We start from the raw sequence: 26,510 nt of genomic DNA on the forward strand, positions 1-26,510 counted from the left end.
GAAGAAGATGCCGTGATTAGCCTTGAGAAAAGCGGCGCCCGTAAACCAGCCAGGTCACCAATATGCAGACAAGGTAGAAAACCAGAAAGACTTTCATCGCCCCGACCGGCGAGCCGGTCATCGCCAGCGACGTGCCGAAGGCTTTAGGAATAAAGAAACCGCCGATCGCGCCGATGGCAGAGATAAAGCCCAGCGCCGCAGCGGTTTCGGTAACCGCGATATGCTGCGCCTGGGCTTCGCTGCCGCCTTCCGCCAGCACCCGTTTGCGCGTCAAGGTGCGGAAGATGACCGCGATCATCTGGAAAGTAGAGCCGCTGCCCAGGCCTGCGGTCAGGAACAGTCCCATAAACACGGCGTAAAAAGCGGTAAAACTGCCGGTGCCATAACCCGGCAGCGTGGAAAACAGCAGCAGCGTGAACAGCGCCATCAGAATAAAGTTCACCAGCGTTACGCGGATACCGCCAAGCTTATCGGAGATAATGCCGCCCGCCGATCGCGCCAGCGCGCCGAGAAACGGCCCGAAAAAGGCCAGCTTGAGAATATCGATGTTGGGAAACTGCGTTTTTGCCAGCATGCCGAAACCGGCGGAAAAACCGATAAAAGATCCGAACGTCGCCAGATAGAGCAGGCTCAGCAGCCACATATGACCGCGTTTCAGTACCGTAAGCTGTTCGCGTAGCGAAGCCTGCGTGCCCGCCAGCGTATCCATGCAGAACCAGGCGGCCAGCACCGCAATCAGCAGCAGCGGCACCCACAGCCACGCGGCATTAGCCAGCCACAGACGGCTACCGTCCGGCTGCTCTACGCCGTGCACGCCAAGGAAAGTAAAAATCGGTAGCGAGATCACCACTGGCGTTAACAGCTGCATCACGCTGACGCCTAAATTACCCAGCCCGCCGTTAATTCCTAACGCGCTACCCTGACGCGCCCGGGGAAAGAAAAAACTGATATTTCCCATACTGGAGGCAAAGTTCGCGCCGGCAAAACCACACAGCAGTGAAATTACAATAAATACGCCGTACGGCGTCGCGGGGTTCTGAATGGCAAAGCCCAGCCAGACGCAAGGGATAATCAGAATGGCGGTGCTGATCACCGTCCATTGCCGTCCGCCAAACAGCGGCACCGCAAAGGAATAAGGCACGCGCAGAATCGCGCCGGAAAGTGAAGGCAGCGCAGTAAGCAGAAACAGCTGATCGGTGGTGAAATGAAAGCCGACCTTATTCAGGTTTACCGCCACGGCGCTGAATAACATCCAGACGCAGAAGGCTAACAGCAGAGCAAAAACAGAGGTCCATAAATTACGCTGCGCAATCTTTTTGCCGCTCTTTTCCCAGTAGCGTGGGTTTTCGGCATCCCAGCCGCGCAGCGCGGCATGCGTCGATTTCTCATGTGTAGCCATATTCACGTTCCCAGCCTGGATTCAATGAAGACGGAATGAAGCAAAGCGACAAATTCCCGTAAGCGTAGTCGGGTTATTTAGAGTGATCAATAATCAATACGAAATTATGACGAAGGTAACAATTAGGCAGGGGAACAAAAATAGCTATTTAAATACAATAATTTAAATTAAACCCAGCGGCTAGCTAAAAAGAGTTACCCCCCCTACTGTCGGTAGCAGGCCGGCGAAATCCTTCTGCGCCTGTTAGCCTCTCTGCTCTGAACAGAACACTGATAAATGGCATAATTTTGCCTATGGCAGAGAGGCTTTCACAGATCGGCCTGGTTTTACGTCAGGCGTGCGGCAGAGAAAATTAGCATGGCCCTGCCGCTGCTGTTTAATTGAACGCTATCACACTTTCAGCCCGCCGCGCCCGCTTCAGTACCTAATGCGGAACAGGATTGCAGACGGCTATAGCACAGTAGTGACAGCATGGCCGATAATGACAGCAGAGCGGCAGGCAGTGCGACGTAGTTCCAGGGAAAAAGCGCATTCAGCATCATGCCGCCGCAGAAAGCGCCCACCGCGCTGCCCAGATTAAAGGCGATTTGCCCGCCCGCCGCGCCCAGCATCTCGCCGCCTTTGGCATTTTGCAGCAGGAGGATCTGCAGCGGCGCGGAGAGCGCAAACAGCCCGGCACAGATGATAAACGCGAGGCTCAGCGAGGCGCCTTTATGCCAGGCAAGCACCAGGATCAGCGCTAACGCGACGGCAATCGTGAGGTTGGTCATAACGGCAATACGCAGCGGTGAAAAGCGGCTGGATAATTTCCCGCTGACCATATTTCCCAGCACCATCCCCAGCCCGGCCAGCATCATAATCAGCGGCATACTGGTTTCCGGAAAACCTGAAACAGCGATCATCACCGGTTTGATATAGCTGAACCAGGCAAATACTCCAGCATTGCTGCACAGGGTCGCCAGAAAAATCAGCCATGGCGCGGCTGATTTGAGGAAATGGAACTGTTCACTGAGTTTGGTCGGCGCATTATCAGAAATATCAGGGATCCAGAAAATAATCGAAACCAGTACCGCGATATCAAACAGGGAAATGAGTAAAAAAGGGGCGCGCCAGCTGAATTCGTGGCTCAAAAAAGTACCCAGCGGGATACCAATCAGGTTCGCCAGCGTCATTCCGGAGACCATACCCGCTACCGCGCCGGTCACTTTTCCAGGGCTAATCACTTTTGTCAGGATAATCGCGCCGATGCCGAAAAACGCGCCGTGCGGAAAGCCGGAAACCAGTCGGCCAATAACCAGCATGATATACGAAGAGGAGAAAGTGAAAATGGCGTTGCCAATAACGCACAGCGCCGCCAAAAAGAGCAGAATGGATCGCAGCGAGAACTTATTAGAAAAAAGCGCCATCATCGGCGCGCCGATAACCACACCGAGCGCATAATAAGAGATCATATAACCTGCCGCCGCAACCGGGATTTTTCTGTCGTGCGCCAGCTCGGTCAGGATCCCCATAATGCCAAACTCGGCCATGCCCAGCCCAAATGTTCCCAGCGCCAGGGAAATAATCACTTTGTTCATACCGCTAACCCTTTATCCATTTTCCTTATAGTGGCATGGGAGGGTTAAGCCGCGCATTCACGATTCTGGTGATGTTATTAATAAACTTGCTAATCGCTGACGCTCGCCAACATGAGGAGATAGCGGCCCTGCGCCCGCGCCGTCTAAACCGTGCGCTGAAGGGAATAAAATCAGTGTTGCATTTGCGCCAGCTCTTCTGCTGATAGGCCGGTCATTTTAATGATGGTTTGATGATCGATACCGTTTTGCAGCATGTTGCGCGCGATTTTGATTGTGGCTTCGCGTACGCCTTCGGAACGCCCTGCCTGACGGCCAAGCTGAATCCCTTTTTCGATGCCCTGCTCGATCCCTTTCTCGATCCCTTTCTGTTCAAGCTGCTGTGCGATGGTCATCAGATCGTCCTCGTGTTGTGGCACCCGCTGTGCCAGTTGGCGAACAAAGGCCTCTGCGTTTGATGTTTCGCCGGTCTGTAGCAGGTAGTTTATCAATGAAACCAGTTGCTGTCCTGTCATGTGCTCTGTCATCAGCAGCGTCGCCAACCTGTCCAGCAGATCAGCCAGGTCACGCTGATGAATATGTTTCTGCAATAGGGTAAGCGCGGCCATGCGGCGGTGTTTCATAATATCGTCATCAGAAATAACCGTCACATCAACCAAAGGAAATGCATTGCTATAGAGCTTTTCGGCCATTACGGGATCGGTAAACTCATCCAGCCATCTAACTGAATAGGGATAGGGGCTTTGCCTGCCGGTATAGAACAATATCGGAATTACCAACGGGAGTTCTTTATGTCCAGCATCAAGATGGCGCTGCATCGCCGCTACCGCGTAGCGGATAAGACGGAAGGCCATATGCTTATCCGGCGTGGATTGATGTTCAATTAATACATAAACGTATGCATCGCCGGAAACGGCTTGCAGACTGTAAAGCACATCGCTGAAGTATGGACGCAGACGCTCTTCGACAAAACTGCCTGATTCCAGCTTTAGCGTGCTGAGATCGCAGTGCGCCTGTAAGTCTGCTGGCAAATGCAGTTGTATAAAATCCCGGGCACTCTCGGGATGAGTTAAAAACTGCTTAAAAACCAGGTCATGTGGCGTTGGCGTAATCCTTTTGCTGTTCTTTGCTTGCGCATTTCTTTCAAACATCCCCTGCTCCATTGGGCTGATGGTTTACCCGGCTGATTATACCTGGATAGCGGCCTGGATAGCGGCTGTTTCTCCTGGTTTGCGGTATCGCTCGCAATCAGGCTTAACCGCGCTGATGGACAATTAAATCCGACCATTTGTTAAGATGACCACTTCGGTTTAGCCAGCCGCGACGGCTTTCCGCTATGCTTGCCCACAAGAAAACAACGCGGCTCCGCCGCTTTTTATAAGGTGAACGATGTCATACTTTCAGCCCGTCGCGCTCAATCACGCCAGCCGTCTGCTTAACCACGGCCCTACCGTTCTGATCACCAGTTTCGATGCCGCCTCCGACAAACGTAATGTTATGGCCGCCGCCTGGTCAACGCCGGTTGAGTTTGTTCCGGCGCGCATTGCTATTGTGGTGGATAAAGGCGCCTGGTCGCGTGAAATCATTGAACGAAATCAGGCGTTCGCCATCTGTGTGCCTACCGCGGCCATTGCCGATTTAACCTGGGCGGTCGGCAGCGTTTCCGGGCGTGATGAGGATAAGTTTGCGCGCTATGGTATTGAGGCGCTAGGCGGGCCGGAGCTGGGCCTGCCGGTGATTGAACAGGGCTGCGCCGCCTGGCTGGAGTGTCGTCTGCTGCCGGAAACCGAGGCGCAGCAGCAATACGATACGCTGTTTGGCGAGGTGGTTGCCGCCGCCGCCGATACGCGTATTTTCAATCAGGGTCGCTGGCAGTTCTCTGCCGAACACCCTGAGCACCATACGCTGCATCATCTGGGCGCGGGCAGCTTTGTCACCAGCGGGCCGCTGGTGCAGGCAAAGCCGCTTTGAACCTCAGATACAGCGATAAAAAAAGCGCCCTTACGGGCGCTTTTTTCTTTACTGCGCGGGTTATTTCAAACGGAACGCCACTACGCTGTCGCCTTGTTTGGTGCCCAGCGAGCCGTGGCCGCCTGCGGCGATGACTACATACTGCTTGCCATCGTTGCCCTGCCAGGTCGACGGCGTCGCCTGTGCGCCAGCGCTCAGCTCGGTCTGCCACAGCAGCTTGCCGGTATTGATATCATAAGCGCGGAAGAAGTTATCCGCCGTCGCGCCGTGGAATACCACGTCACCCGCCGTCACCAGCGGACCGCCGTGCGCCACCATTCCCATCGGGAAACCGATGGGGAAGCGGCCCGGCAGGAAGCTGGTGCTCAGGTTTTTCGTGGTGCCTACGCGGCGCAGCCATTCTGTCTTACCGGTTTTCAGATCCACACCCACCATGCGTCCCCACGGCGGCGCGATGCAGGGGATCCCCAGGTTAGAGGCCAACTGCTGGATATGAATGGCGTAGTCGCCGTGGAAGTTTTCATTCCAGTAAGGCTGGCCATCCTGGGTGAACATGCGTTTAGTGGCCGTCTCCGGCGTACGCTTGATCAGCGTATATTTATAGGCCAGACGCACCGGCGAGGCGACCAGAATCTGACGCTCGGGATCCACCGCCACAGAACCCCAGTTAAACACGCCGATGTTGCCCGGGAACACAATCGATCCCTGCTCGGTAGATGGCGTCCAGGGATTACCGTCATAGCGCAGCGATTTAAAATCAATACGGCAGGCCATTTGGTCGAACGGCGTAATGCCCCACATCGATTTTTCACTCAGCGGTTCCGGCAGGAAGTTCAGGCTGGAGACCGGCTGGGTCGCAGCAAATTTTTCGCCAGGCACGCCATCGGTAGAGACCGGAACCTGCTTGATCGGATAAACCGGTTGACCGGTCAGGCGGTTAAGCACAAACAGGTTGCCGGTTTTGGTCGGCAGGATCACCACCGGCTGTTTACTGCCCTGATAATTGATATCAAGCAGTGACGGCTGCGAGGGATTATCGCGATCCCACAGATCGTGGTTAGAACTCTGGAAACGCCATTTAAAGGCGCCGGTCCGCAGATCCAGGGCGACCAGCGCATCACGGAACTTCTCGGTATTGCTGTTGGCATCACGCTCGATACCCAGCTCATCCGGTGAGGCGTTGCCAAACGGCACATAGACCAGACCGTTGTGCAGGTCGGCGCTCAGCGTGCCCCAGGCCACCGGCGTATCGTACGGATAGTTCTGGTTAGCGGCGATCGGTTGAGTTTGCTCTGGATTAGCCGGATCGAAATTCCATACCAGCCGGCCGCTTTGCGCGTCATAAGCACGAATCACGCCGGACGGGTTGCCCTTGTCGAAGCCGTTATCCATCACCGAGCCGCCAACGATAACCAGATTGCCTGCCACCAGCGGCGCGGCAGTCTGCATCAGCGCATGCGGGCGGATGTCGCCCATATTCGCGCACAGATCGACAATGCCATCCTGCCCGAAATCGGCGCACCGTTTACCGGTATCCGCATCCAGCGCCACCAGTTTGGCATCGGTGGTAGCGTTAAAGATACGCTTGCGGCAGATTGCCGGCGCATTATCCTGCGGCTGCGCGGCGCTGGCTTCGTAGTAGCTCACGCCACGACAGGTCTGATGTTGCTGCAGATAAGATCGATCCTGCTGCGGCACATATTTCCATTTCAGCTTGCCGGTTTCCGGCACCAGCGCATGAATTTCATTATGCGGGGTACAGAAATAGAGGGTGTTGTTGGCCTTCAGCGGCGTCGCTTCAAAGGTATATTCACTGGCATCATCGCTTTTGCGCAGATCGCCGGTATGGTAAGTCCATGCGACCTCCAGATTATTCACGTTTTGCTTATTAATCTGGTTTAACGCCGAGAAGCGCAGGCCGTTGTTAGTGCCGCCGTAAGCGACCCAGTCACCGTGCGCTACATCCGTGCTGCCAGGCTGGCGGGCGTTGGTAATATTCCCTTCCTGCGGCAGCGGATCGTAGAACATCAGGCCAATCACCACCGCGATAATGATGATCAGCGTAGAGCCGAGGAGCGGATGAAATTTGCGTCCGGTTAGCGGGCGCACCACCCACGGCATCGCCAGCCAGACGCCGATCAGGCCGAGGATATCGCCACGCGGGATCCACTGCCATTTATCGAAGCCAACTTCATAGATAATCCAGAACAGCGTAATCCACAGCAAAACGGCGCAGGCCGTTAAGGCGATTTTTTTATTCATCGCCAGCGTAATAGCGATAATCAGCAGGCCGACGGCCATCACGGCATAGAATGGGCTCCCCCCAAGCAGTAATAACCTGCCGCCCATATAGAGCATAGCGACGCCGATCAGGGCGATCGCTATCCCGGTAATTTTGTTAAGCATGTTTCCCTCGTAACAATTTACAAAAACTGAAATTAATTTCAAAAAACATTACATCAAATAAACACAATTTTAACTTCGATACATGAGCAATAAAATTAAACTAAATCTTATCTGTTTAGATATTTTGATGAATTAATGGCTAAAACAGCGCGGCTGGCACCCTGCGCAGCCGCCAGCGCCGTATCAAAATTAATAAATTAGCGAAAATAATTAGACAGGTTGTAAAACATAGAAAAGAATTGCCGCGTAATGCTAAAAATGAGCATTCGCGAAGAGACGATCTACTGATACTGAAAGGTTTTTCGCCTGGATAATCTTCGCCCGGATCTCCAGAGATGCAGGCAATTAATCAATTGCCCTGTCCCTGCAACGGGGCTACTTGTTGCTTTCTGCCAGCGCCATCTTGCCCAACAGTCGCACAAATTCATCCTGCTCGCGTTGTTCGAGCCGGTTAAGAAACGCCTGGTCAGCTTTACAGGCTAACGGAATCGCCTGTTGTAACTGCTGCTCGCCCTCTGGCGTAAGAAAAACAAAGCGGCGACGCTTATCCTCTGGCGCGTGCTCACGCCGTAAAATGCCGCGCTTTTCAAGTCGCGAGAGCATTTCTGCCAGCGTCGCTTTGGTGCTGACGGCAGCCTCAATCAGTTCCACCTGTTCAATGCCCGGTTTTTCCGCCACCGCCCGCAGTACTGAATATTGCGGTTTGGTCAGGTCCGGCAACAGCTGCTGCCAGTAAGCGGTATGCTCCTGAAACAGCTGACGCATTAAATGAAAAGCTTCTTTATTCAGCGTTAAAGGCATTGGCCGCTCTTCCCATAAATAATCAGAGCGCCATTATAGAGCCATCAGACCAAACGGAAAATGCCCGTGTGTTGCCCTGGCTTATCGCCTCGGGTTCTCTTCGCTTAAGGGATATTCCCTGTCCGTTTAAGAGAACGTTCTTGTACGAACTTTTTTACCGGCTGCGCTTGCATTCACGCAAATTGCAGCCTAAGGTAAATCCATTAGTTCGTATACGAACGATATGGAGGCGGAATGAATCTGATCGTAGGAATGACCGGTGCCACGGGCGCGCCGCTGGGCGTGGCGCTGCTGCAGGCGTTGCAGGCAATGCCTGAGGTGGAAACACACCTGGTGATGTCGAAATGGGCGAAGACCACCATTGAACTGGAAACGCCATGGCGCGCGCGCGATGTCGCCGCGATGGCGGATATCTGTCATAACGCCAGCGATCAGGCTGCCACCATCTCTTCAGGCTCGTTTAAAACCGACGGCATGATCATCGTCCCCTGCAGCATGAAAACGCTGGCCGGTATTCGCGCCGGCTATGCCGATGGTCTGGTAGGTCGCGCCGCAGACGTGGTGCTGAAAGAGCAGCGCAAGCTGGTGCTGGTGCCGCGTGAAACGCCACTCAGCACCATTCATTTGGAAAACATGCTGGCATTGTCGCGACTTGGCGTCGCGATGGTGCCGCCGATGCCCGCCTGGTACAACCACCCTGCTTCGGTTGAAGAGATTACCCATCACATTGTGGCGCGCGTTCTTGATCAGTTTGGCCTCTCTTATCCGCAGGCCCGGCGCTGGCAGGGATTATCGCAGGCTCGCCCGCGCTGTGGTTTGATAATATCGCTGGCTTTACCGATGCGCGCGTCGCCCTGAATACCCTCGGCTCTTGGCAAAATCATGCCATCGCGCTGGGCCTGCCGCCCAATACCCCAACCCGTGCGCAGATCGAGGCGTTTATTCGCCGCTGGGATACCTTTCCGGTCGCCCCCGAGCGCCGCGACAGCGCGCCGTGGCAGGAAAATAGCGCCGAAGGCGACGACATCAACCTGTTTGATACTTTGCCGCTGTTCCGTTTGAACGATGGCGACGGCGGTTTTTATCTTGATAAAGCCTGTGTGGTCTCGCGCGATCCGCGCGATCCCGATAACTTCGGTAAACAAAACGTCGGCATTTACCGTATGGAGGTAAAAGGTAAGCGTAAGCTCGGCCTGCAGCCGGTGCCGATGCACGATATTGCGTTGCACCTGCACAAGGCGGAAGAGCGCGGTGAGGATTTGCCCGTCGCCATTACGCTGGGCAACGATCCGATTATCACCCTGATGGGCGCCACCCCGCTGAAATATGACCAGTCGGAATATGAAATGGCAGGCGCGCTGCGCGAAGCGCCCTATCCGATAGTCAGCGCGCCGCTGACCGGCTTTGATGTGCCGTGGGGGTCGGAAGTGATCCTTGAAGGGGTGATTGAAGGACGCAAGCGCGAGATCGAAGGGCCATTCGGCGAATTTACCGGCCACTACTCCGGCGGACGCAATATGACGGTGGTGCGTATCGATCGTGTCAGCTGGCGCAGCCAGCCCATCTTTGAGTCGCTCTATCTTGGCATGCCGTGGACCGAGATCGATTATCTGATTGGCCCTGCCACTTGCGTGCCGCTTTATCAACAACTGAAGGCGGAGTTTCCGGAAGTGCAGGCGGTTAACGCCATGTATACCCACGGCCTGCTGGCAATTATCTCCACGAAAAAACGCTACGGCGGCTTTGCCCGCGCGGTCGGTCTGCGCGCTATGACCACCCCGCACGGTCTGGGCTACGTCAAGATGGTGATTATGGTAGATGAGGATGTCGATCCGTTCGATTTGCCGCAGGTAATGTGGGCGCTCTCTTCTAAAGTGAATCCGGCAGGCGATTTGGTCCAGCTGCCGAATATGTCGGTGCTGGAGCTGGATCCGGGTTCGTCGCCCGCCGGCATTACCGACAAGCTGATTATTGACGCCACCACGCCGGTCGCGCCGGATAACCGCGGCCACTACAGCCAGCCGGTTAAAGATCTGCCGGAGACGGCCGCCTGGGTGGAAAAACTGAGCGCAATGCTGGCAAACCGTAAATAACAGGAGAAGAGCTATGCTATGTCCACGCTGTGGCGATCAACATATTGAATTAATGGCAACCTCGCCGGTTGCCGATGTCTGGACCGTACATCAGTGTCAGCGCTGCCTCTATACCTGGCGCTCAACCGAACCGCTGCGTCGCACCAGCCGGGAACATTATCCGCAGGCATTCCGGATGACGCAGCAGGATATCGATAATGCGCCACAGGTGCCCGCTATCCCGCCGTTGCTCCCGGAGGACGAGCGCTGATTTGCACGCTGGCAGCGCCCTGTTTCGGGCGCTTGCCTGCAAAGAGTGCAACCTTTACCGGCCGCAAACGCGCTATCCCCCCGCGCTTAATGCTTTTCTCCAGCTGGCATCGCCTTTGCTTAATAGCAAACGTTGCTCATGTTTTCAGGAGAAAAGCTATGCATGTTACCGCTGCGGCCAGTCGCTACCGCTTTAAAATTTTTGCCCTGCTGTTTTTTATCGCCCTGATTAACTATATCGACCGCGGGGCGCTCTCGTTTGCCGCCAGCGCCATCGCCGCTGAATATCATTTTACTAAGGTGCAGCTTGGCGCGGTGCTGGGCTATTTCGGCTTCGGCTACCTGTTTGGTTCGCTGTGCGGCGGCTTCCTCGCTGACCGCTTCGGGACGAAAAAGGTCTGGCTGATGGCGGGCGTCCTCTGGTCAATTTTAGAGATCGCTACGGCCTGGGCGGGTGATTTGGGGATGGCGCTGTTCGGCGGTTCAGCGATCATGGGGTTTGCGGCGCTGCGTATTCTGTTTGGCTTCGCGGAAGGCCCCGCCTATGCGCTGATGAATAAGGCCATTGCCCACTGGGCACCGGACAACGAGCGTGGCATGGCGCTGGGGATCGGTTTACTCAGCACCCAGGTCGGCTCGCTGCTTACCGCGCCGGTAGCGGTCACGCTGCTGTTGCTGACCAACGACTGGCGGATGATGTTTATCCTGCTGGGTGTAATGTCGCTGGTGGCGATGGTGCTGTTTGCCCGCGCCTTTAGCGATACGCCAGAACAGCAGCCCGCCGCGAATACGGCCGAACGCCTGCTGATTAGCCACGGACAGGCGCCGGAGCCGGCAGGCGGTGCGCCATTGCCCTGGTGGCGTTTCTTTACCAGCCGGACGCTGGTTTGCAATGCGCTGGGTTATTTTTCGTTTCTCTATATCACCTTTACCCTGGTAACCTGGGCGCCCAAATATTTGCAGGATAATTTCCATTTTGATCTGCAGTCGCTGGGCTATATCGCCATGATCCCCTGGAGCGGCGCCTGTATCACCGTGCTGCTGGGCGGACGCATTGCCGATCTGCTGCTGCGTCGGTTTGCTAATTTGCGCCTGGCGCGTAACCTCTTCGCCGCGTTAACGCTGCTGCTGGCCGGCGGCTGCTTTCTGGCGATTCCATGGATGCCTTCCGCCAGCCTGGTTATTGTGATGATGACGCTGGGCAATGCCTTAAATGCGCTGGTGAATAATGTTTACTGGTCGGTGGTAATTGACGTTACGCCGCGCGCCAGCGTGGGCACCTACAGCGGCATCACGCTGGCGATTGCTAACCTGGCCTCGATTATTTCACCGATGCTAAGCGGCTGGCTGGCGCAATATTATGGCTATAACGCAATGTTTACCGCCACCGCGCTGATCGCCTTTGTCAGTATGCTGGCGATGACGCTGCTGCAGCCGGAGAAAAAACTGGGGGCTGAGCGCGTCGGCCCGTTGCCGGTTAGCCGGGCGGCAAGCCACTGAAACGCGACGTAATACCAAAAACAGGCGTTATTCTTCTGTGAATAATGCCTGTTTTATTACTGCTGGATAAAAACGGATTATTATTTTTTCTGGTTAAGATAATCCGTCAGGAAATGTTGAGCATTGCCATAGGATGAAAGCGATTGGCTGTAGCTAATGCGGTAAGACTGTTTATCATCAGGAAGATAAAGCTCGCCCATGCCGGAACCGAACATATTCAAGGCGACGAAACGGTTGCCATTAACTTTTAACGAGTAGGTTTTCTTCTTATCGTTTTTTTGCACATCCATTAACTGAATGCGTTGGCTCCAGGGATGATCGATATTGGTGATCTGCACCAGTGCTTTATTTTCCTCACGTGGACCATAACGCAATACCCACACCTGAATCCCCTCTTCGCCCTGCCACGCTTTCACTTCTTCTGCGACTTCCGGGCGTACAGCAGGCGTGGTCTGGGTCACTCCCTTACTCTGCGCGATAACATCCTGCGTTACTGGCATCAGCGCCAGCGTAACCAGCATAAAGGCCATATTTATTTTCTTCACCGATAAACTCCTTTTTTATTTCGGGACGGCGAAAATAATAATCAATATATCCTCTTCGTCAATAACAATTATATCAATTAGCGCTATCAGACACGTAATTTGGCGTGAATCATTTTATTGCGAATGTATATAATTGGCCTACTATTCTTTTTAATTACCCGAACGATTTATTAAAGCCGACCACACATTTGGTCGGCTTTATCTATTTAATTATTTAATCTCAGAAGGCTTCCCATCCTTCTGTTGACAGCGTTTCCTTTGGACGCGCGGCCGCAGAACGCGCAACATTCATCACCGGCTTTTTAACGGCTGCCTGTGACAGTGTCACTCCTGCCATCAGGCGGAAAGTCGCTACCGTCTGGTTCAGATGGCGCGCCTGATCTTCCAGTTGGCTGGCGGCCGAAGACGATTCTTCCACCAGCGAGGCGTTCTGCTGCGTCACCTGATCCAGCTCGGTCACCGCAATGCCGACCTGGCTGATGCCGCGGCTTTGTTCGTCAGAAGCGGACGAGATCTCATCCATTATATCGCGCACCTGCTTAACGCCAACCACGATAGCTTCCATTGACTCTTCCGCCGCGACGGCCAGCTTAGTGCCTTTCTCTACACGGGCAGAGGATTCTTCGATCAGCCCTTTGATATCTTTCGCTGCCGCCGCGCTGCGCTGGGCCAGATTGCGCACCTCGCCCGCCACCACCGCGAAGCCGCGGCCATTCTCTCCGGCACGTGCCGCTTCAACCGCCGCGTTCAGCGCCAGGATATTGGTCTGGAAAGCGATACTTTCAATAACGCCGGTAATTTCGGCAATCTTCTTCGCGCTCTCTTCCAGATCGTAAATAGTTTTAATCACCCCATCGACAATATCGCCGCCCTTCTCAGCGGTATCCGAGGCCGATATGGCCAGCTTCGATGCCTGCTGCGCATTATCCGCATTCTGTTTTACCGTTGCGGTGATCTGCTCCATGCTGGCGGCCGTCTGCTCCAGCGAAGCCGCCTGCTGCTCGGTGCGCGAGGAGAGATCGGCATTGCCTGCGGCAATCTCACTCACGCCGGTCAGGATAGTTTGCGCGCCGTTGCGCACGTTGCTGACGGTATTTACCAGCGCCTGCTGCATCCGCGCCAGGCCATTATGCAGCCGTCCCATTTCGGTACGCGCCAGCGGATCCGCCTGCACCGGCTGCGTTAGATCGCCATGCTCAATCGCATCGATGTGGCTAAGCGCGGCGGCCAGCGGCTGCAGCAGCACGCGCTGCAATACGCGCCAGCTGAGCGTTATACAAGCCAATACCAGCAGCATAGTGCCCGCCAGCAGCGCCTTCATCTGACCGAAATGGCGATCGCTGTTTTCTGCGGCCTGCGTCGTCAAATGATTTACCGCGCTGCGCCAGCGCTCGTAATCTTCCAGCATCGCCTGCTGCTTTGGCGCGGCGTTAATCGCGAACATCGCCGCCAGACTGTGGGTCTCTGCAGTATCCATCAGCTGCTGCAGCAGCGTGAAGTACGCTTTGTAGCTGGCATTCAGCTGAGCCGTCAGCGCCGGATCAAGCCCTTTCAGCGGCGTGCCGGACTGATATTCCTGATATCCGCGTTCTGCCACCTGCAGCTGTTGGCGCCCGTGCTCAATCATTCCCGGCAGCTTCGCGCTGCCGGGGCCTTCCTGCTGGATCCAGATAACGATGCGGTTCGCGTCGGAACGAACCGCGTTCAGCGCATACCAGGCGTTGGTTAGCGCGGTAACCTTGTCATTGGCCGCCGAAGCGGTAAGAAAATTTTCTTTGTCATTGCTGAGTGAATTCAGAAACAGTCCGCCGGAAACTAACTGCAACAGGCCAAACAGCGCGATGCAGCAAATCAGAAAGGTAGACGTTTTAATGCGGCTGAAAAAGGACATAGCTCCCTCAAATAAAGTGATAAGCATCACACTTATCGGCAGCTTTACCGGTAACATTAGCGCCGTTGATTATTAATCAACCGGTTGTAACAGCCTGTTATACTGCTTCCACACGCGTGGCGCGCATCCGGCAGCGAAAGAGAGCTGAAATCGCCCTTTCGCTAAGCGTTAATCTGAATATCAGGCTGGATCATTGATTAATAGTTTATTTATGCGCTTTCATCAGGCTGGATTGTCAGGCCATGAACAACGTATGATGACGCCGGTCAGGCAGTGTCGTTATCCTGTCGACCCAGGCAGGAGTCCCCTGTACGAATCACATGCAGCGTAATGGCTATCTGTTAGAGTCGCTAACCTGTTGCAGCGCCAGAAGTGCCGGTAACCCACTGATGAGCGTCAAATTTATCGATGATAAGTTACGCCTTACCTGTTGTTAGGTTTTACTTATTGATTCAATAAAGGATACGCATTAGATCTCGATCACGTTTTTCGGTAACTTTCACGCTAACCAATATGAAGGAGTAACTGATGTCTATCATTAACACCAAAATCAAACCGTTCAAAAACAACGCGTTCAAAAACGGTGAGTTCATCGAAGTGACTGAGAAAGATGTCGAAGGTAAATGGAGTGTATTCTTCTTCTACCCGGCTGACTTCACCTTCGTTTGCCCGACCGAACTGGGTGACGTTGCTGACCACTACGCGGAATTCCAGAAACTGGGCGTAGACATTTACTCTGTTTCTACCGATACCCACTTTACCCACAAAGCATGGCACGGCAGCTCTGACACCATCGCGAAAATCCAGTACGCGATGATCGGCGACCCGACCGGCGCGCTGACCCGTAACTTCGACATCATGCGTGAAGATCAGGGTCTGGCTGACCGTGGTACCTTCATCGTTGACCCGGAAGGCATCATCCAGGCAGTAGAAATCACTGCTGAAGGTATTGGCCGTGACGCATCTGACCTGCTGCGTAAAGTGAAAGCGGCACAGTACGTTGCCAGCCACCCGGGCGAAGTTTGCCCTGCAAAATGGAAAGAAGGCGAAGCGACCCTGGCTCCTTCTCTCGACCTGGTTGGCAAAATCTAAGTTAACCAGCAGTTTTTTGTCTTTTTCATCGGGTGCTGCGGCACCCGATTTTTTGCCTGGAGACCCTCATGCTCGACACCACGATGAAAAACCAACTCAAGGCCTATCTTGAGAAATTAACTAAGCCTGTTGAGTTAATCGCTACGCTGGACGACAGCGCGAAATCCGCTGAAATCAAAGAGCTGTTGGCGGAAATTGCTGAGCTGTCTGAAAAAGTAACGTTCCGTGAAGACAACACCCTGCCGGAGCGCAAACCTTCATTCCTGATTACTAACCCAGGCAACAGCACCGGCCCGCGTTTTGCCGGCTCGCCGCTGGGTCACGAATTCACTTCGCTGGTACTGGCTCTGCTGCAGACCGGCGGACATCCGTCCAAAGAGACGCAGGCGCTGCTGGATCAGATCCGCCAGCTGGATGACGACCTGCATTTCGAAACCTATTACTCGCTCTCCTGTCACAACTGCCCGGACGTGGTGCAGGCGCTGAATCTGATGGCGATTCTGAACCCGCGCATCAGCCATACGGCGATTGACGGCGGCGTATTCCAGAATGAGATTCAGGATCGTAACGTCATGGGCGTTCCGGCAGTATTCCTGAACGGGAAAGAGTTCGGCCAGGGCCGTATGAGCCTGGCGGAAATCGTCAGCAAAGTGGACGTCAACGCCGACAAACGCGCAGCGGAAGAGCTGAACAAGCGTGACGCTTACGACGTGCTGATTGTCGGCAGCGGCCCGGCGGGCGCGGCGGCGGCGATTTACTCAGCGCGTAAAGGCATCCGTACCGCCCTGCTGGGCGAGCGTTTTGGCGGCCAGGTATTGGATACGGTTGATATTGAAAACTATATCTCCGTGCCGAAAACCGAAGGGTCTAAACTGGCTGGCGCGCTGAAAGCGCACGTCAGCGAATATCCGATCGACGTGATCGACAGCCAGAGCGCCAGCAAGCTGATCCCGGCCAGCGTAGAAGGCGGCCTGCATACGCTGCAAACCGCTTCCGGCGCCGAGCTGAAATCACGCAGCATCATCGTCGCTACCGGTGCGCGCTGGCGTAACATGAACGTTCCGGGCGAAGAGCAGTATCGCACCCGTGGCGTTACCTACTGCCCGCACTGCGACGGCCCGCTCTACAAAGGTAAGCGCGTGGCGGTCATCGGCGGCGGTAACTCCGGTGTTGAAGCGGCGATCGATCTGGCCGGTATCGTTGAACACGTTACCCTGCTGGAGTTCGCGCCAGCGATGAAAGCGGACGCCGTGCTGCAGCAAAAAGTACGCAGCCTGGAAAACGTGGATATCATCCTGAACGCGCAGACGCTGGAAGTGAAAGGCGACGGTAGCAAGCTGACCAGCCTGGAATATAAAGATCGCGTGAACGAGACGGTTCATCAGATCGACGTGGCCGGTATCTTCGTACAGATTGGCCTGCTGCCGAACACCACCTGGCTGGACGGCACCATCGAGCGTAACCAGATGGGCGAAATCCTGATCGATGCGAAATGCGAAACCAGCGTGAAAGGCGTATTTGCTGCCGGCGACTGTACCACTGTGCCGTACAAGCAGATCATTATCGCCAGCGGTGAAGGCGCGAAAGCCTCCCTGAGCGCGTTTGATTATCTGATTCGTACTCAGCCGGTCGGCTAAGGCTCACCCGCTAAAACTGTAGCGGCATCTCGGGATGCCGCTTTTTTTTGCCCGCCGTTCAGCGGTCAAGGAAACGCTGTGGATGATCCGCGGTGAGATGATGCACATTATCGTAGCGGCCAAACAGTCGGTAGCGGTTACGGGCGATAAGATCATAGCAGCGGTTGCTCAGGGCGGTGGGCAGGAAACGCAGCAGCGACAGCGCGCGCCACGGCCACGGCAGCCCAGCCATTACGCGAAAGATCGCCTCCGCCCGCAGCCAGACCTGTCCCTGCCTGATCAGCACAATGGTGCTGATGTTTTCCGTTGACAGACCGGCCCAGCGCAACAGCGCTTTCCCCTGCTCACTCTGCACCGCTGCCAGCCTGACGGTATGATATCTGTCGTAGCGCAGCAGGAAATTGACCCAGCCGTTGCACAACTTACAGGTGCCGTCATACAGCACTACCTGTTCGTTGGGCGCTATCAGCGGCGGCGCGGCGCGATCAGTCATTACGGATGCCGGGATCCTCATCGCTGGTCGGCACCGGATTTTCCTCTTCGGTGCCGCTTTCCAGCTCATGCAGGCTTATCAGTTGCACCGGGGCATCTTCCAGCCGATCCAGCCAGCGCTCGCTGACATCCGGCAGGCTGGTAAATTGCCCGTCGAGGAACAGAAAATCGAGCTGCTCGCCCAAATCTTCCAGTAACTCTTCCGGCGCGCTGTAGTTCTCGCCGTGCAGATCGCTGCCGTCAATGTGATACCCGATCAGCCCATCATGAACGTTCGCCTGGCCCAGCTCAATAATATGGCCATCGATATTCTGCGCCAACAGGGTGCCGTCGCAGTAGAAAAGGTTATAGGGCATTAAGTCCTGGTTACGATTATCGGGCATAGATCCTCCTGTATAAGATTCAGGTTGATAAGTATAGCCAGGCTCAGCAGCAGTGCTTTATTGCGCGCTATCCAGCCGCGTCATCGCCTGGATAAATTCCTCTTCGCTCACGCCATACAGCGAGTGTTTAACCCCAAGGCGAAATGCATCCTGTAGCAGTTGATACAGCGCGCGCAGATCATCCAGGGTGCGCCGCTCCGGCTCTGTGCCATAACGACTAAAGCGCCGGTTTTCCAGCGACAGCTGACCGCCGTCCGGCAGATAACGCGCCGCCAGCAGATGATGGCGAAAGTGGGAGTGCGGCCAGGTAGAGACAAAGTGATTGGCCATCAGATAATCGGAAGGAAACTGCGTCACCAGGTCAAAGCGATAAAGCGGCTGCCACTCATCGTGACGGCGCAGGCAGAGTAACCACTCTTCGCCCAGCGACTGCAGCTGATATTCACCGTGCGGCGTCGCCTGCGACCGATCTGCCAGCAGGCGGATCGGCGCGCTGAGCGTCGGCCCGCCAAAGCCGACATCGGCGATCCAGAAAGCCCCTTCCAGCTGCACCAGCAGCAGCATATGAGTACGCGGCGGCACCGAGGGCGGCTGGGCTATTACCACGCGAGCGGCCAGCCCGCGCGCCTCAAAGCCCATCTGCTGTAGCGCCAGCAGAAACAGCGCATTCTGCTCATAGCAATAGCCGCCGCGCCGCGCGACGACCAGCTTCTCCTGAATCGCTTCAGTTTCAAGATGAATCGAACGATCAAGAATAACATCCAGATTTTCAAACGGGATGGCGCAAACATGCGCCTGATGCAGCTGTGAAAGCGTAGCCAATGACGGGCGCGTCGCGCCGGTATAACCGATACGCGCCAGATAAGCGTGAAGATCGAACGGCATAATTTCTTCCTGGTAAAAATGATGCTTATCTTATAGCTGATTTCTGGCGCGGGAGGTTGATCTCAGGTGCGCGCGGGCATCCATTCATTTTATTTGACTAATCCCACGCTGTTTTTCAACAGCTGGCGCGCCCGCCAACAGCTAATAATCATTTCATCGTCCTCCGCGCTGTCGGCCAGGCCGCCCAGACGTGAACAAAGTGCATCATAACTTAATGCCCGTTTTTCCTGGGCTAATGCCACGACAGCCCGGCCTACCAACGCTAAAAATTCTGCGTCATGCTCGGCTTCTTCAGATAACCAGGACAATTTTGTTCCCTCCTTTTGGTTAAAAAGACCCCTTAACTATGACCGCTCAAAAAATTTGGGGATCCCTGTAATCGATTTCTGAGACTTATCTCACGAGGAAGATTGTCAAGGCGCAGCGGCGGCTGGGCAAAACGCGCAGAAAAAACTATAACAATTTAATAACCTACCCGCCGTTCACCCAAAAAGAGGCAAAAATGAAATTTACCCGCTGTGCGACCCTGCTGTTTGCTCTAAGCTGCCCCGCTTTCGCGGCTGATACTCTGCCTGCTGCGCCGCAGGCAAAAGCGGTATCAGTGGTAACCGGCGCCACGCCGGAATCGTATATTAGCCATCCGATGCAGCGGGATGCACGCGGTATCTGGTCATGGACCAGCGCCCCGCTGGCGCCTGACCTTTATGAATACTTCTTTAATGTCGACGGCTTGCGCACCATTGATCCTTCCGGCGCAATGCCGAAACCACAGCGCCAGGTCAACACCAGCCTGATCCTGGTGCCCGGTTCGCTATTAGATGTGCGTCAGGTGCCACACGGCGAGCTTCACGCCCTGACCTACCACTCGCAGGCGTTAAACGCCGAGCGTCAGCTGTATGTCTGGACGCCGCCCGGCATGGAGAAAATGCGCGATCCGCTGCCGGTACTCTATTTCTGGCACGGCTTTGGCGATAGCGGGCTCTCCGCTGTGGCGCAAGGGCGTATTCCGCAAATCATGGATAATCTGCTGGCCGAGAAGAAAATTGTGCCGATGCTGGTGGTGATGCCGGACACCGAAACCGATGCACCCGGCATAGTGCCGGAGGACTATATTCCGGCCGAGCGGCGCAAGGCGTTTTATCCACGCAACGCGGCGGCGGCGGATCGCGAGCTGATGCAGGATATTATTCCGCTGATTTCGCAGCGCTATCAGGTACGGCAGGACGCCGAAGGCCGGGCGCTGGCGGGCTTGTCGCAGGGCGGCTATCAGGCGTTAGTCAGCGGCATGAGCCACCTGGATCAGATCGGCTGGCTGGGCAGTTTCAGCGGCGTGACCACCGAAACGGTGCCGAACGCGGCGGTCAGCGCGCAGCTGGCGCAGGGAGCACAGGTTAATCAGCAGTTGAAGAACTTCACCCTGGCGATTGGCGAACGGGATAGCGTTACCGGCGCGGATATTGCCGGTCTGAAACAGCAGCTTGAGCAACAGAGCATCCATTTTGATTACGATGCTTACCCGCAGCTGGGCCATGAAATGGCGGTCTGGCGCCCGGCATACATTAAATTTGTGCAGAAGCTGTTCCGTTAAGCCTTATCCGGCCGCCGGGGAATGTTATTAAGCCTCGCTGTAACGCTTCTGCCTGCGGTGGCAGTGAAGACCACCGCCAGGATTAGCGCTGCGCAGGGCCGGCTAACAGCGGAGAACTATATCTTCCTGCGGCCCGCCGCCGCCCCGCAATAGCATATCTCAGCTATGCTTAAGTAAAGATTTAACAAGGTAAAAAAGGAGCAGTGATGAAAAAGCGACTGGCGATAATGCTGTTAATGGCAAGCTGCGGCGTAGCGCAGGCAGCCGATGAGGCAAGCAGCGAAGCGGAGACCTATATTGCGGGGCTCTGTACCCTCACCGGTGAACAACAAGCGCCGGGCGCATCGAAAGAAGAGTATGTGCAGAAGCTGAAAAATATGGTGATGCGCGGATCGGCTCCTTATGGCATGAACAAACCTGAATTTAATCAGGACGAGGCGGAAAAAGTGGCGGATGCGTATATAAAACTGCCTGACGACGTGAAAAAGAGTAACCTGAAAAACGCCGACGCCTGTAAAAAGGCGACGCTGGAGCAATATCAGAAAGCGGAATAGATTGAAGCAGAGATAGATAGAGATAGCGAGTTGTCGGCCTGAACGCGCTAAGGCCCGAACTCTAACCCCGCCTGCCTCTGCACGCGTTAACAGCCCCTTCATGATGGAAGGGGCCTTTAATTCGCTTTACTCTTTACCGGTTAAAAAACGGTAAATTACCGCCAAATCCTGCTCGCCATAGCCCGCTTCCACCGCCTGTTGCCAGAGCTGAGAGATATGCTGCAGCCCCGGCATCGACTGATCTTCCGCCGCGCTCAACGCCAGCTGCGCATCCTTAAGCGCCCAGGCCAGCTGCATTTGCGGGGTATAGTCGCCGCCTTTAATGGTATCCAGCTTTACCTTTGCATAGGGCGCAGCTAACGGCCCGCCTTCCAGCACTGACCAGAGTTCGTCGGGCGTAAAACCCAGCTGCTGCGCCAGGCTGGCGCTTTCCGCCAGTCCTTGCATCATGGCAATCAGCCAGGCGTTAACGACCAGCTTCATCCGCGATCCGGCGCCCGCCTCGCCTAACCAACGCGCCCCCTTGCTGATGGCAGCGAATACCGGCTCCAGGCTGGCGGCACGCTGCCGATCGCCGCTGGCCAGCACCAGGATCTGCGCGTTTTCCGCCGGAGCTTTGGTGCCGGAAACGGGCGCATCGATATAAACCACATCCGGACGCGCCGCCGCCAGCTGCGCAATCAATTTCTCAGTGGCTTCCACGCCGATGGTGCCCATCTGGCAGAAAACCGCGTTGGGTTTTAGCGCGGACATAATCTGTTGCAGAACGTTTTCGGTAGTGGTGCCGTCTGACAGCATCGCCAGCACCACATCCGCCTGCTCCACCGCCAGCTGCGGCTCATCGCAAAGCCGCATGCCTGCCGTCGCCAGATCTTCGCCGCGCGCGCGGGTGCGGTTCCAGCCGGCCACCTGAAACGTTTTTTTGACCAGATTAGCCGCGAAAGCGTGCCCCATGGCGCCTAATCCCAATACCGCTACAGCGGGACGTTGATTCATGGTGTAAATCCTTCTCTATTAATGTCGGTTAATTCTTACCTCGGGCTTGATAATAGATCGGCACGACGGCAGGCCAGAGATATTTTATGCGCGATTTTTTGCAAAATATGTCAGGGCTGCCAGGCTTATGCGCAGAAGTTACGGAACGTTATTGATTATTTCTGTTGCAGGACGCCTTTATGAAAATCACCCGCATCACTTCCCCTTCTGCCCGCCTGGTGGCGGTGGCTGCCCTGCTGGCGTTTAGCTGCGCTTGCGCCGTGGCCAGCGATGAATCAACCCTGGTAGTCAGCGCCTCTGCCGACGGGCTTTCTGAACTGGATACGCCCGCCGCCGTGAGCGTGGTGAGCGGCGACGATCTGCGCCGGGCCGCGCCGCGCATTAATCTGTCGGAGAATCTCTCTGGCCTGCCCGGCGTGCAAATCCAGAACCGGCAGAACTATGCGCAGGACTTACAGATTTCGATTCGCGGCTTTGGCTCGCGATCCACTTACGGGGTACGCGGGATGCGTATTTATGTGGATGGCATACCCGCCACCATGCCGGACGGCCAGGGACAAACCTCCAATATTGATCTGAACTCGGTCGATCGGGTGGAAGTGCTGCGCGGTCCCTTCTCCGCGCTGTACGGCAACGCTTCCGGCGGCGTGATCAATATTGCTACGCAGCAAGGCAGCCAGCCCGCCAGCGTTGAAGCCAGCAGCTACTACGGCAGCTTCGGCAGCTGGCGCTACGGATTAAAAGCGCAGGGCGCTACCGGCGACGGCAGCCAGGCGGGCGATGTGAATTATACGGTGTCGGCGACGCGCTTCAGCACTCATGGCTACCGCGATCACAGCAGCGCGCAGAAAAATCTGGGCAACGCGCGGCTGGGCGTACGGATCGATGATGTCAGTACCCTGACGCTGCTGTTTAACAGCGTGGATATTAACGCGCAGGATGCCGGCGGCCTGACCAACGCGGAATGGCGCGACAATCCGCGCCAGTCGCCGCGGGCAGAAGCGTACAATACGCGTAAAACCACGAAGCAAACGCAGGCCGGGCTGCGCTATGAGCGGCAAATAAGCGCAAACGACGATCTCAGCCTGATGGCCTGGGCGGGCGAGCGCGAAACGGTGCAATATCAGTCGATCCCGCGCGCGCCGCAGTTGCGACCGACCCACGCCGGCGGCGTAATCGATTTAACTCGCCACTATCAGGGCATCGATGCGCGCTGGACGCATCGCGACGCCATCGGTGCGGTGCCGGTCACCGTGACCGGCGGCCTTGATTACGAGACCATGAGCGAACGCCGCAAAGGCTATGAAAATTTTGTTCTGCGCAACGGCACGTCAGACTTTGGCCATAAAGGAGACCTGCGCCGCAACGAGCGCAACCTGATGTGGAACCTGGATCCCTACTTGCAAACCTCATGGCAGCTGACGCCAAAGCTAACGCTGGACGCGGGCGTGCGCTTCAGTACGGTGAACTTTGATGATAACGATCATTACATTACCCCCGACAACGGCGACGACAGCGGCGAAGCGAGCTATCACCGCTGGCTGCCGGCCGCCGCGCTGAAATATGCGGTGACCGATGCCTGGAATATCTACACCTCTGCCGGGCGCGGTTTTGAGTCGCCGACGATTACCGAGCTTTCCTATCGCAACGACGATCAGGGCGGCCTGAATAATCTGCTGCGGCCCGCGACCAGCGATACGCTGGAGATCGGCAGCAAAACCCGCATTGGCAACGGCCTGTTCAACGCGGCGCTGTTTCAGACCGACACCAAAAATGAAATTGTCGTGGCTAATAGCGAAGGCGGACGCAGCAGCTATAAAAATGCCGGACAGACGCGGCGGCGCGGCCTGGAGCTGTCGCTCGATCAGCAGTTTGCGCTCGACTGGCGGCTGCGTATGGCCTGGACCCTGCTGGACGCCACCTATCGCGACAGCAGCGATAGCGCCAAAAACCCGGTGACGCGCGGCAATCGTCTGCCCGGCATTGCCCGCAATATGGCCTTTGCGGCGTTGGAATATGCCCCGGAAGCGGGCTGGTATGGCGGCGCCGAGCTGCGCTATATCAGCAAAATCCAGGCCAACGACAATAACAGCGAGCAGGCCCCGGCTTACGCCGTAACCGCGCTAAACGGCGGCTATAAATTCCGCTCCGGCAACTGGGTGCTGGATCTGTTTGGCCGTGTGGATAACCTGTTCGACCGCAGCTATGTGGGCTCGGTGATTGTTAATGAGGGCAATGGCCGCTACTTCGAACCGGCGCCGGGACGCAATTACGGCGTTGGCGCCTCTCTGAGCTGGGAATTTAATTAATTGCCTGTAGCCGCGCGGCAAATCATCAACGCCCTGTTTGCGGTTTCTGCTGATTTATCCCGCGCGCGGATAGTGAATCAGATTGTGGATTAACGTCGGCTGGCCGCTGCTGTTGCGATAGGCATGCGGCACGTCGGCGTTAAAACGCAGCACCTCGCCCTGCCTTAGCTGATGCCAGCGCTGTGCGACCTGCACCTCCAGCGTACCGGTAATGACGATCACATGTTCCGTTACGCCCGGCGCATGCGGCGCGGATGCGCTAAACGCATTGGCGGAGAAGGTAATTTCCAGCAGATCCAGCCCCAGCAACGCATCAAAATCCGCCAGCGACCTGACCTGCATCTGCGCATTTTGCTGGTGAAACGGCGGACGTTCCCCTTCCCGATAGTGCACCACCTCTCTTGCAGCCTCTGGCGGTGTGATAAACAGTGAAAACGGCACGGCAAACCCGGTGGCGATTTTCCATAAGGTCGCCACCGTTGGGCTGGACTCGCCGCGCTCTATTTGCCCCAGCATCGCCTTACTGACACCGCTGTGCTCGGCCGCCTGCGTCAGGCTCCACTGGCGCTGGGCGCGCAGGGCTTTTAGCGTTTGAGCCAGATGTTGCGATAGCGCCTGCATCTTTTTCTCCTCTGCGAAGCTTACCTTGTGCGCTATAACGCACGATGCTACTGTGTGCGCTATAGCGCACAGGAGAGAATACTATGTTAGCGGTGCAGCATGCACGTCAGATCGGGTTTCCTGCCGCAATCGCCGGTTTTATCGCCACCCTTATCGGCTACGCCAGCTCGGCGGCAATTGTTTATCAGGCCGCGGCGGCGGCCGGCGTCGGCGCGGATGAGATTGGCGGCTGGTTTACCGCGCTGGGCCTGGCGATGGGTGTTAGCTCGCTCGGGCTTTCCCTCTGGTATCGCCAGCCTATTCTTACCGCCTGGTCAACGCCCGGCGCTGCCATGCTGGCAACCAGTCTGGATGGCGTGACGCTGGCGCAAACTATCGGCATCTTTATCTTCACCAATCTGCTAATTATGCTGTGCGGCATCACCGGGCTGTTTGCCCGTTTAATGAAGGTAATTCCACAGGCGATTACCGCCGCCATGCTGGCCGGTATTCTGCTGCGTTTTGGCCTGCAGGCCTTTGGCGGGCTGCAAACGGATTTAATGCTGTGCGGCCTGATGTGCGGCTGCTGGCTTTTGGCGCGTCGCCTGCTGCCGCGTTACGCCATTATTATGACGCTGCTGGCGGGCCTGCTGGTTACGCTGGCGCGTGGCGATCTACATTTAGCTCAGCCGTTGCTGACGCTGCGCTGGCCGACGTTTATTATGCCGTCGTTTTCTCTGCCGGCGCTACTGGGCGTTGGGCTCCCCTTTTTTTTGGTGACCATGGCCTCGCAAAACGCGCCGGGCATCGCCACGCTCCAGGCGCACGGCTATACCGCACCAGTTTCGACGCTTATTGGCTGGAGTGGCCTGATCGCCCTGCTGCTGTCGCCGTTCGGCGGCTTTTCCGTGTGTCTCGCCGCCATCACCGCCGCTATCTGTATGAGCGAGGAAGTTCATCCCGATCGCAACAAACGCTGGCTGGCGGCGGCAATGGCCGGATTTTTTTATCTGCTGGCTGGCGTGTTTGGCGGCGCCGTTGGCCTGCTGTTAACGGCCCTGCCGATCACGCTGATCCATACGCTGGCGGGACTGGCGCTGCTGGCTACGTTGACCAACAGTATTCAACGTGCGCTACACCAGGAAGAGACGCGCGATGCGGCAATGGTCACCTTTTTAGTGACCGCCTCCGGCGTTACGCTGGCGGGCGTGGGCGCGCCCTTTTGGGGGTTAATAGCTGGAATGCTGGTATGGCTGATATTATCATCTCACCGGCTTCGTTAATAAGAACAAGCGTTTATTTATCGCAGTTGTTCATCTGTGGAAAAATTATTTGTACAAGTATATTGATACTTGTACAGATATGGCGCTATCCGATGCGGTCATTTATCAGCGCTGAATCCTTAAAGTTTATATTTCCGGCAACGTTAATTCCGGGCGAAATATTCATCAGGGAAATGATAATGGAATAAAGAGCGCTAACCATAAAGAGTGAAGGCGTTAATAATGGAATAAGAGGCGATAAATAAATCACTCCGACATAATT

The 26,510-nt window shown here is 55.8% G+C and carries 23 protein-coding genes and 1 pseudogene; 11 read left to right on the forward strand and 13 right to left on the reverse strand.

Going from position 1 to position 26,510, the window contains the following annotated elements:
* Positions 1-16: 16 nt before the first annotated feature.
* The 3 genes from narU to K6958_RS10515 all read right to left on the reverse strand — a co-directional run bounded on the left by narU (position 17) and on the right by K6958_RS10515 (position 4,124).
* Positions 17-1,399, reverse strand: coding sequence for a nitrate/nitrite transporter NarU (narU, locus tag K6958_RS10505; RefSeq protein WP_249891066.1), 1,383 nt, complete (start codon positions 1,397-1,399; stop codon positions 17-19).
* Between the two features lie 398 nt (positions 1,400-1,797).
* Positions 1,798-2,976, reverse strand: a complete 1,179-nt coding sequence (gene araJ / locus K6958_RS10510; RefSeq protein ID WP_249891067.1) for an MFS transporter AraJ — start codon at positions 2,974-2,976, stop codon at positions 1,798-1,800.
* A gap of 170 nt (positions 2,977-3,146) precedes the next feature.
* Complete coding sequence (locus K6958_RS10515) at positions 3,147-4,124, reverse strand: Rpn family recombination-promoting nuclease/putative transposase (protein ID WP_249894663.1); 978 nt, start codon at positions 4,122-4,124, stop codon at positions 3,147-3,149.
* Positions 4,125-4,362: 238 nt separating this feature from the next.
* Between K6958_RS10515 and K6958_RS10520 the strand changes: the two genes are divergently transcribed.
* Positions 4,363-4,944, forward strand: a complete 582-nt coding sequence (locus K6958_RS10520; RefSeq protein ID WP_249891068.1) for a flavin reductase family protein — start codon at positions 4,363-4,365, stop codon at positions 4,942-4,944.
* A 60-nt stretch (positions 4,945-5,004) separates the two neighbouring features.
* On the opposite strand, the gene K6958_RS10525 is transcribed toward K6958_RS10520, so the two are convergent.
* Positions 5,005-7,350 carry a membrane-bound PQQ-dependent dehydrogenase, glucose/quinate/shikimate family gene (locus tag K6958_RS10525; protein ID WP_249891069.1) on the reverse strand — a complete coding sequence of 782 codons (2,346 nt, stop codon included), beginning with the start codon at positions 7,348-7,350 and terminating at the stop codon, positions 5,005-5,007.
* Positions 7,351-7,725: 375 nt separating this feature from the next.
* Positions 7,726-8,151: a MarR family winged helix-turn-helix transcriptional regulator gene (locus K6958_RS10530; protein WP_249891070.1), complete on the reverse strand. Its 426-nt coding sequence runs from the start codon at positions 8,149-8,151 to the stop codon at positions 7,726-7,728.
* 234 nt (positions 8,152-8,385) lie between these two features.
* Here K6958_RS10530 and K6958_RS10535 point away from each other — a divergent pair, with 234 nt between their 5' ends.
* From K6958_RS10535 to K6958_RS10550, 4 genes and pseudogenes are all read left to right on the forward strand, one after another.
* Positions 8,386-9,009 (forward strand): non-oxidative hydroxyarylic acid decarboxylases subunit B, encoded by a 624-nt coding sequence (locus K6958_RS10535; protein WP_249891071.1) that lies wholly within the window; start codon positions 8,386-8,388, stop codon positions 9,007-9,009.
* A pseudogene (locus K6958_RS10540) lies at positions 8,946-10,244 on the forward strand (non-oxidative hydroxyarylic acid decarboxylases subunit C); the annotation flags it as partial. The gene K6958_RS10535 and the pseudogene K6958_RS10540, both read left to right, overlap by 64 nt.
* 13 nt (positions 10,245-10,257) lie before the next feature.
* Entirely contained in the window at positions 10,258-10,494 is a 237-nt protein-coding gene (locus K6958_RS10545; RefSeq protein WP_249891072.1) for a non-oxidative hydroxyarylic acid decarboxylases subunit D, read from the forward strand.
* A gap of 158 nt (positions 10,495-10,652) precedes the next feature.
* Positions 10,653-11,993: an MFS transporter gene (locus K6958_RS10550; protein ID WP_249891073.1), complete on the forward strand. Its 1,341-nt coding sequence runs from the start codon at positions 10,653-10,655 to the stop codon at positions 11,991-11,993.
* 80 nt (positions 11,994-12,073) lie between these two features.
* Here K6958_RS10550 and K6958_RS10555 read toward each other — a convergent pair whose 3' ends face one another.
* Both K6958_RS10555 and K6958_RS10560 read right to left on the reverse strand, forming a co-directional pair.
* Entirely contained in the window at positions 12,074-12,538 is a 465-nt protein-coding gene (locus K6958_RS10555; RefSeq protein WP_249891074.1) for a hypothetical protein, read from the reverse strand.
* A gap of 220 nt (positions 12,539-12,758) precedes the next feature.
* Positions 12,759-14,429 carry a methyl-accepting chemotaxis protein gene (locus K6958_RS10560; protein WP_249891075.1) on the reverse strand — a complete coding sequence of 557 codons (1,671 nt, stop codon included), beginning with the start codon at positions 14,427-14,429 and terminating at the stop codon, positions 12,759-12,761.
* 528 nt (positions 14,430-14,957) lie between these two features.
* Here K6958_RS10560 and ahpC point away from each other — a divergent pair.
* Both ahpC and ahpF read left to right on the forward strand, forming a co-directional pair.
* Positions 14,958-15,521, forward strand: a complete 564-nt coding sequence (ahpC, locus tag K6958_RS10565) for an alkyl hydroperoxide reductase subunit C (RefSeq protein ID WP_249891076.1) — start codon at positions 14,958-14,960, stop codon at positions 15,519-15,521.
* 68 nt (positions 15,522-15,589) lie between these two features.
* On the forward strand, positions 15,590-17,158 hold the full coding sequence (gene ahpF, locus K6958_RS10570) for an alkyl hydroperoxide reductase subunit F (RefSeq protein ID WP_249891077.1): 1,569 nt from the start codon (positions 15,590-15,592) through the stop codon (positions 17,156-17,158).
* Positions 17,159-17,216: 58 nt separating this feature from the next.
* Here ahpF and K6958_RS10575 read toward each other — a convergent pair whose 3' ends face one another.
* The 4 genes from K6958_RS10575 to K6958_RS10590 form a co-directional block, all read right to left on the reverse strand.
* Entirely contained in the window at positions 17,217-17,651 is a 435-nt protein-coding gene (locus tag K6958_RS10575) for a thiol-disulfide oxidoreductase DCC family protein (RefSeq protein WP_249891078.1), read from the reverse strand.
* Positions 17,644-18,033, reverse strand: a complete 390-nt coding sequence (locus K6958_RS10580) for a hypothetical protein (RefSeq protein ID WP_249891079.1) — start codon at positions 18,031-18,033, stop codon at positions 17,644-17,646. The genes K6958_RS10575 and K6958_RS10580 overlap by 8 nt, the downstream gene beginning before the upstream one ends.
* 57 nt (positions 18,034-18,090) lie before the next feature.
* Positions 18,091-18,921 carry an arylamine N-acetyltransferase family protein gene (locus K6958_RS10585; protein WP_434085214.1) on the reverse strand — a complete coding sequence of 277 codons (831 nt, stop codon included), beginning with the start codon at positions 18,919-18,921 and terminating at the stop codon, positions 18,091-18,093.
* Between the two features lie 86 nt (positions 18,922-19,007).
* The gene (locus tag K6958_RS10590; protein WP_249891081.1) at positions 19,008-19,226 is read right to left on the reverse strand and encodes a hypothetical protein; all 219 of its coding nucleotides are present in this window, start codon (positions 19,224-19,226) and stop codon (positions 19,008-19,010) included.
* A 194-nt stretch (positions 19,227-19,420) separates the two neighbouring features.
* Between K6958_RS10590 and K6958_RS10595 the strand changes: the two genes are divergently transcribed.
* Both K6958_RS10595 and K6958_RS10600 read left to right on the forward strand, forming a co-directional pair.
* Complete coding sequence (locus K6958_RS10595; RefSeq protein ID WP_249891082.1) at positions 19,421-20,506, forward strand: alpha/beta hydrolase-fold protein; 1,086 nt, start codon at positions 19,421-19,423, stop codon at positions 20,504-20,506.
* Between the two features lie 206 nt (positions 20,507-20,712).
* The gene (locus K6958_RS10600) at positions 20,713-21,060 is read left to right on the forward strand and encodes a hypothetical protein (RefSeq protein ID WP_249891083.1); all 348 of its coding nucleotides are present in this window, start codon (positions 20,713-20,715) and stop codon (positions 21,058-21,060) included.
* A gap of 126 nt (positions 21,061-21,186) precedes the next feature.
* Here K6958_RS10600 and K6958_RS10605 read toward each other — a convergent pair whose 3' ends face one another.
* Positions 21,187-22,056, reverse strand: a complete 870-nt coding sequence (locus K6958_RS10605; RefSeq protein WP_249891084.1) for an NAD(P)-dependent oxidoreductase — start codon at positions 22,054-22,056, stop codon at positions 21,187-21,189.
* Between the two features lie 179 nt (positions 22,057-22,235).
* Between K6958_RS10605 and pqqU the strand changes: the two genes are divergently transcribed.
* Complete coding sequence (gene pqqU, locus K6958_RS10610) at positions 22,236-24,365, forward strand: TonB-dependent receptor PqqU (RefSeq protein ID WP_249891085.1); 2,130 nt, start codon at positions 22,236-22,238, stop codon at positions 24,363-24,365.
* Between the two features lie 54 nt (positions 24,366-24,419).
* Here the strand turns inward: pqqU and K6958_RS10615 are convergent, their stop codons facing one another.
* Positions 24,420-24,986 carry a helix-turn-helix domain-containing protein gene (locus tag K6958_RS10615; protein ID WP_249891086.1) on the reverse strand — a complete coding sequence of 189 codons (567 nt, stop codon included), beginning with the start codon at positions 24,984-24,986 and terminating at the stop codon, positions 24,420-24,422.
* An 83-nt stretch (positions 24,987-25,069) separates the two neighbouring features.
* Between K6958_RS10615 and K6958_RS10620 the strand changes: the two genes are divergently transcribed.
* Positions 25,070-26,248, forward strand: a complete 1,179-nt coding sequence (locus K6958_RS10620; RefSeq protein WP_249891087.1) for a benzoate/H(+) symporter BenE family transporter — start codon at positions 25,070-25,072, stop codon at positions 26,246-26,248.
* The last annotated feature ends 262 nt before the right edge of the window (positions 26,249-26,510 follow it).

Source organism: Mixta hanseatica (assembly GCF_023517775.1).
In the GTDB taxonomy this organism is placed as follows: Bacteria; Pseudomonadota; Gammaproteobacteria; order Enterobacterales; family Enterobacteriaceae; genus Mixta; species Mixta hanseatica.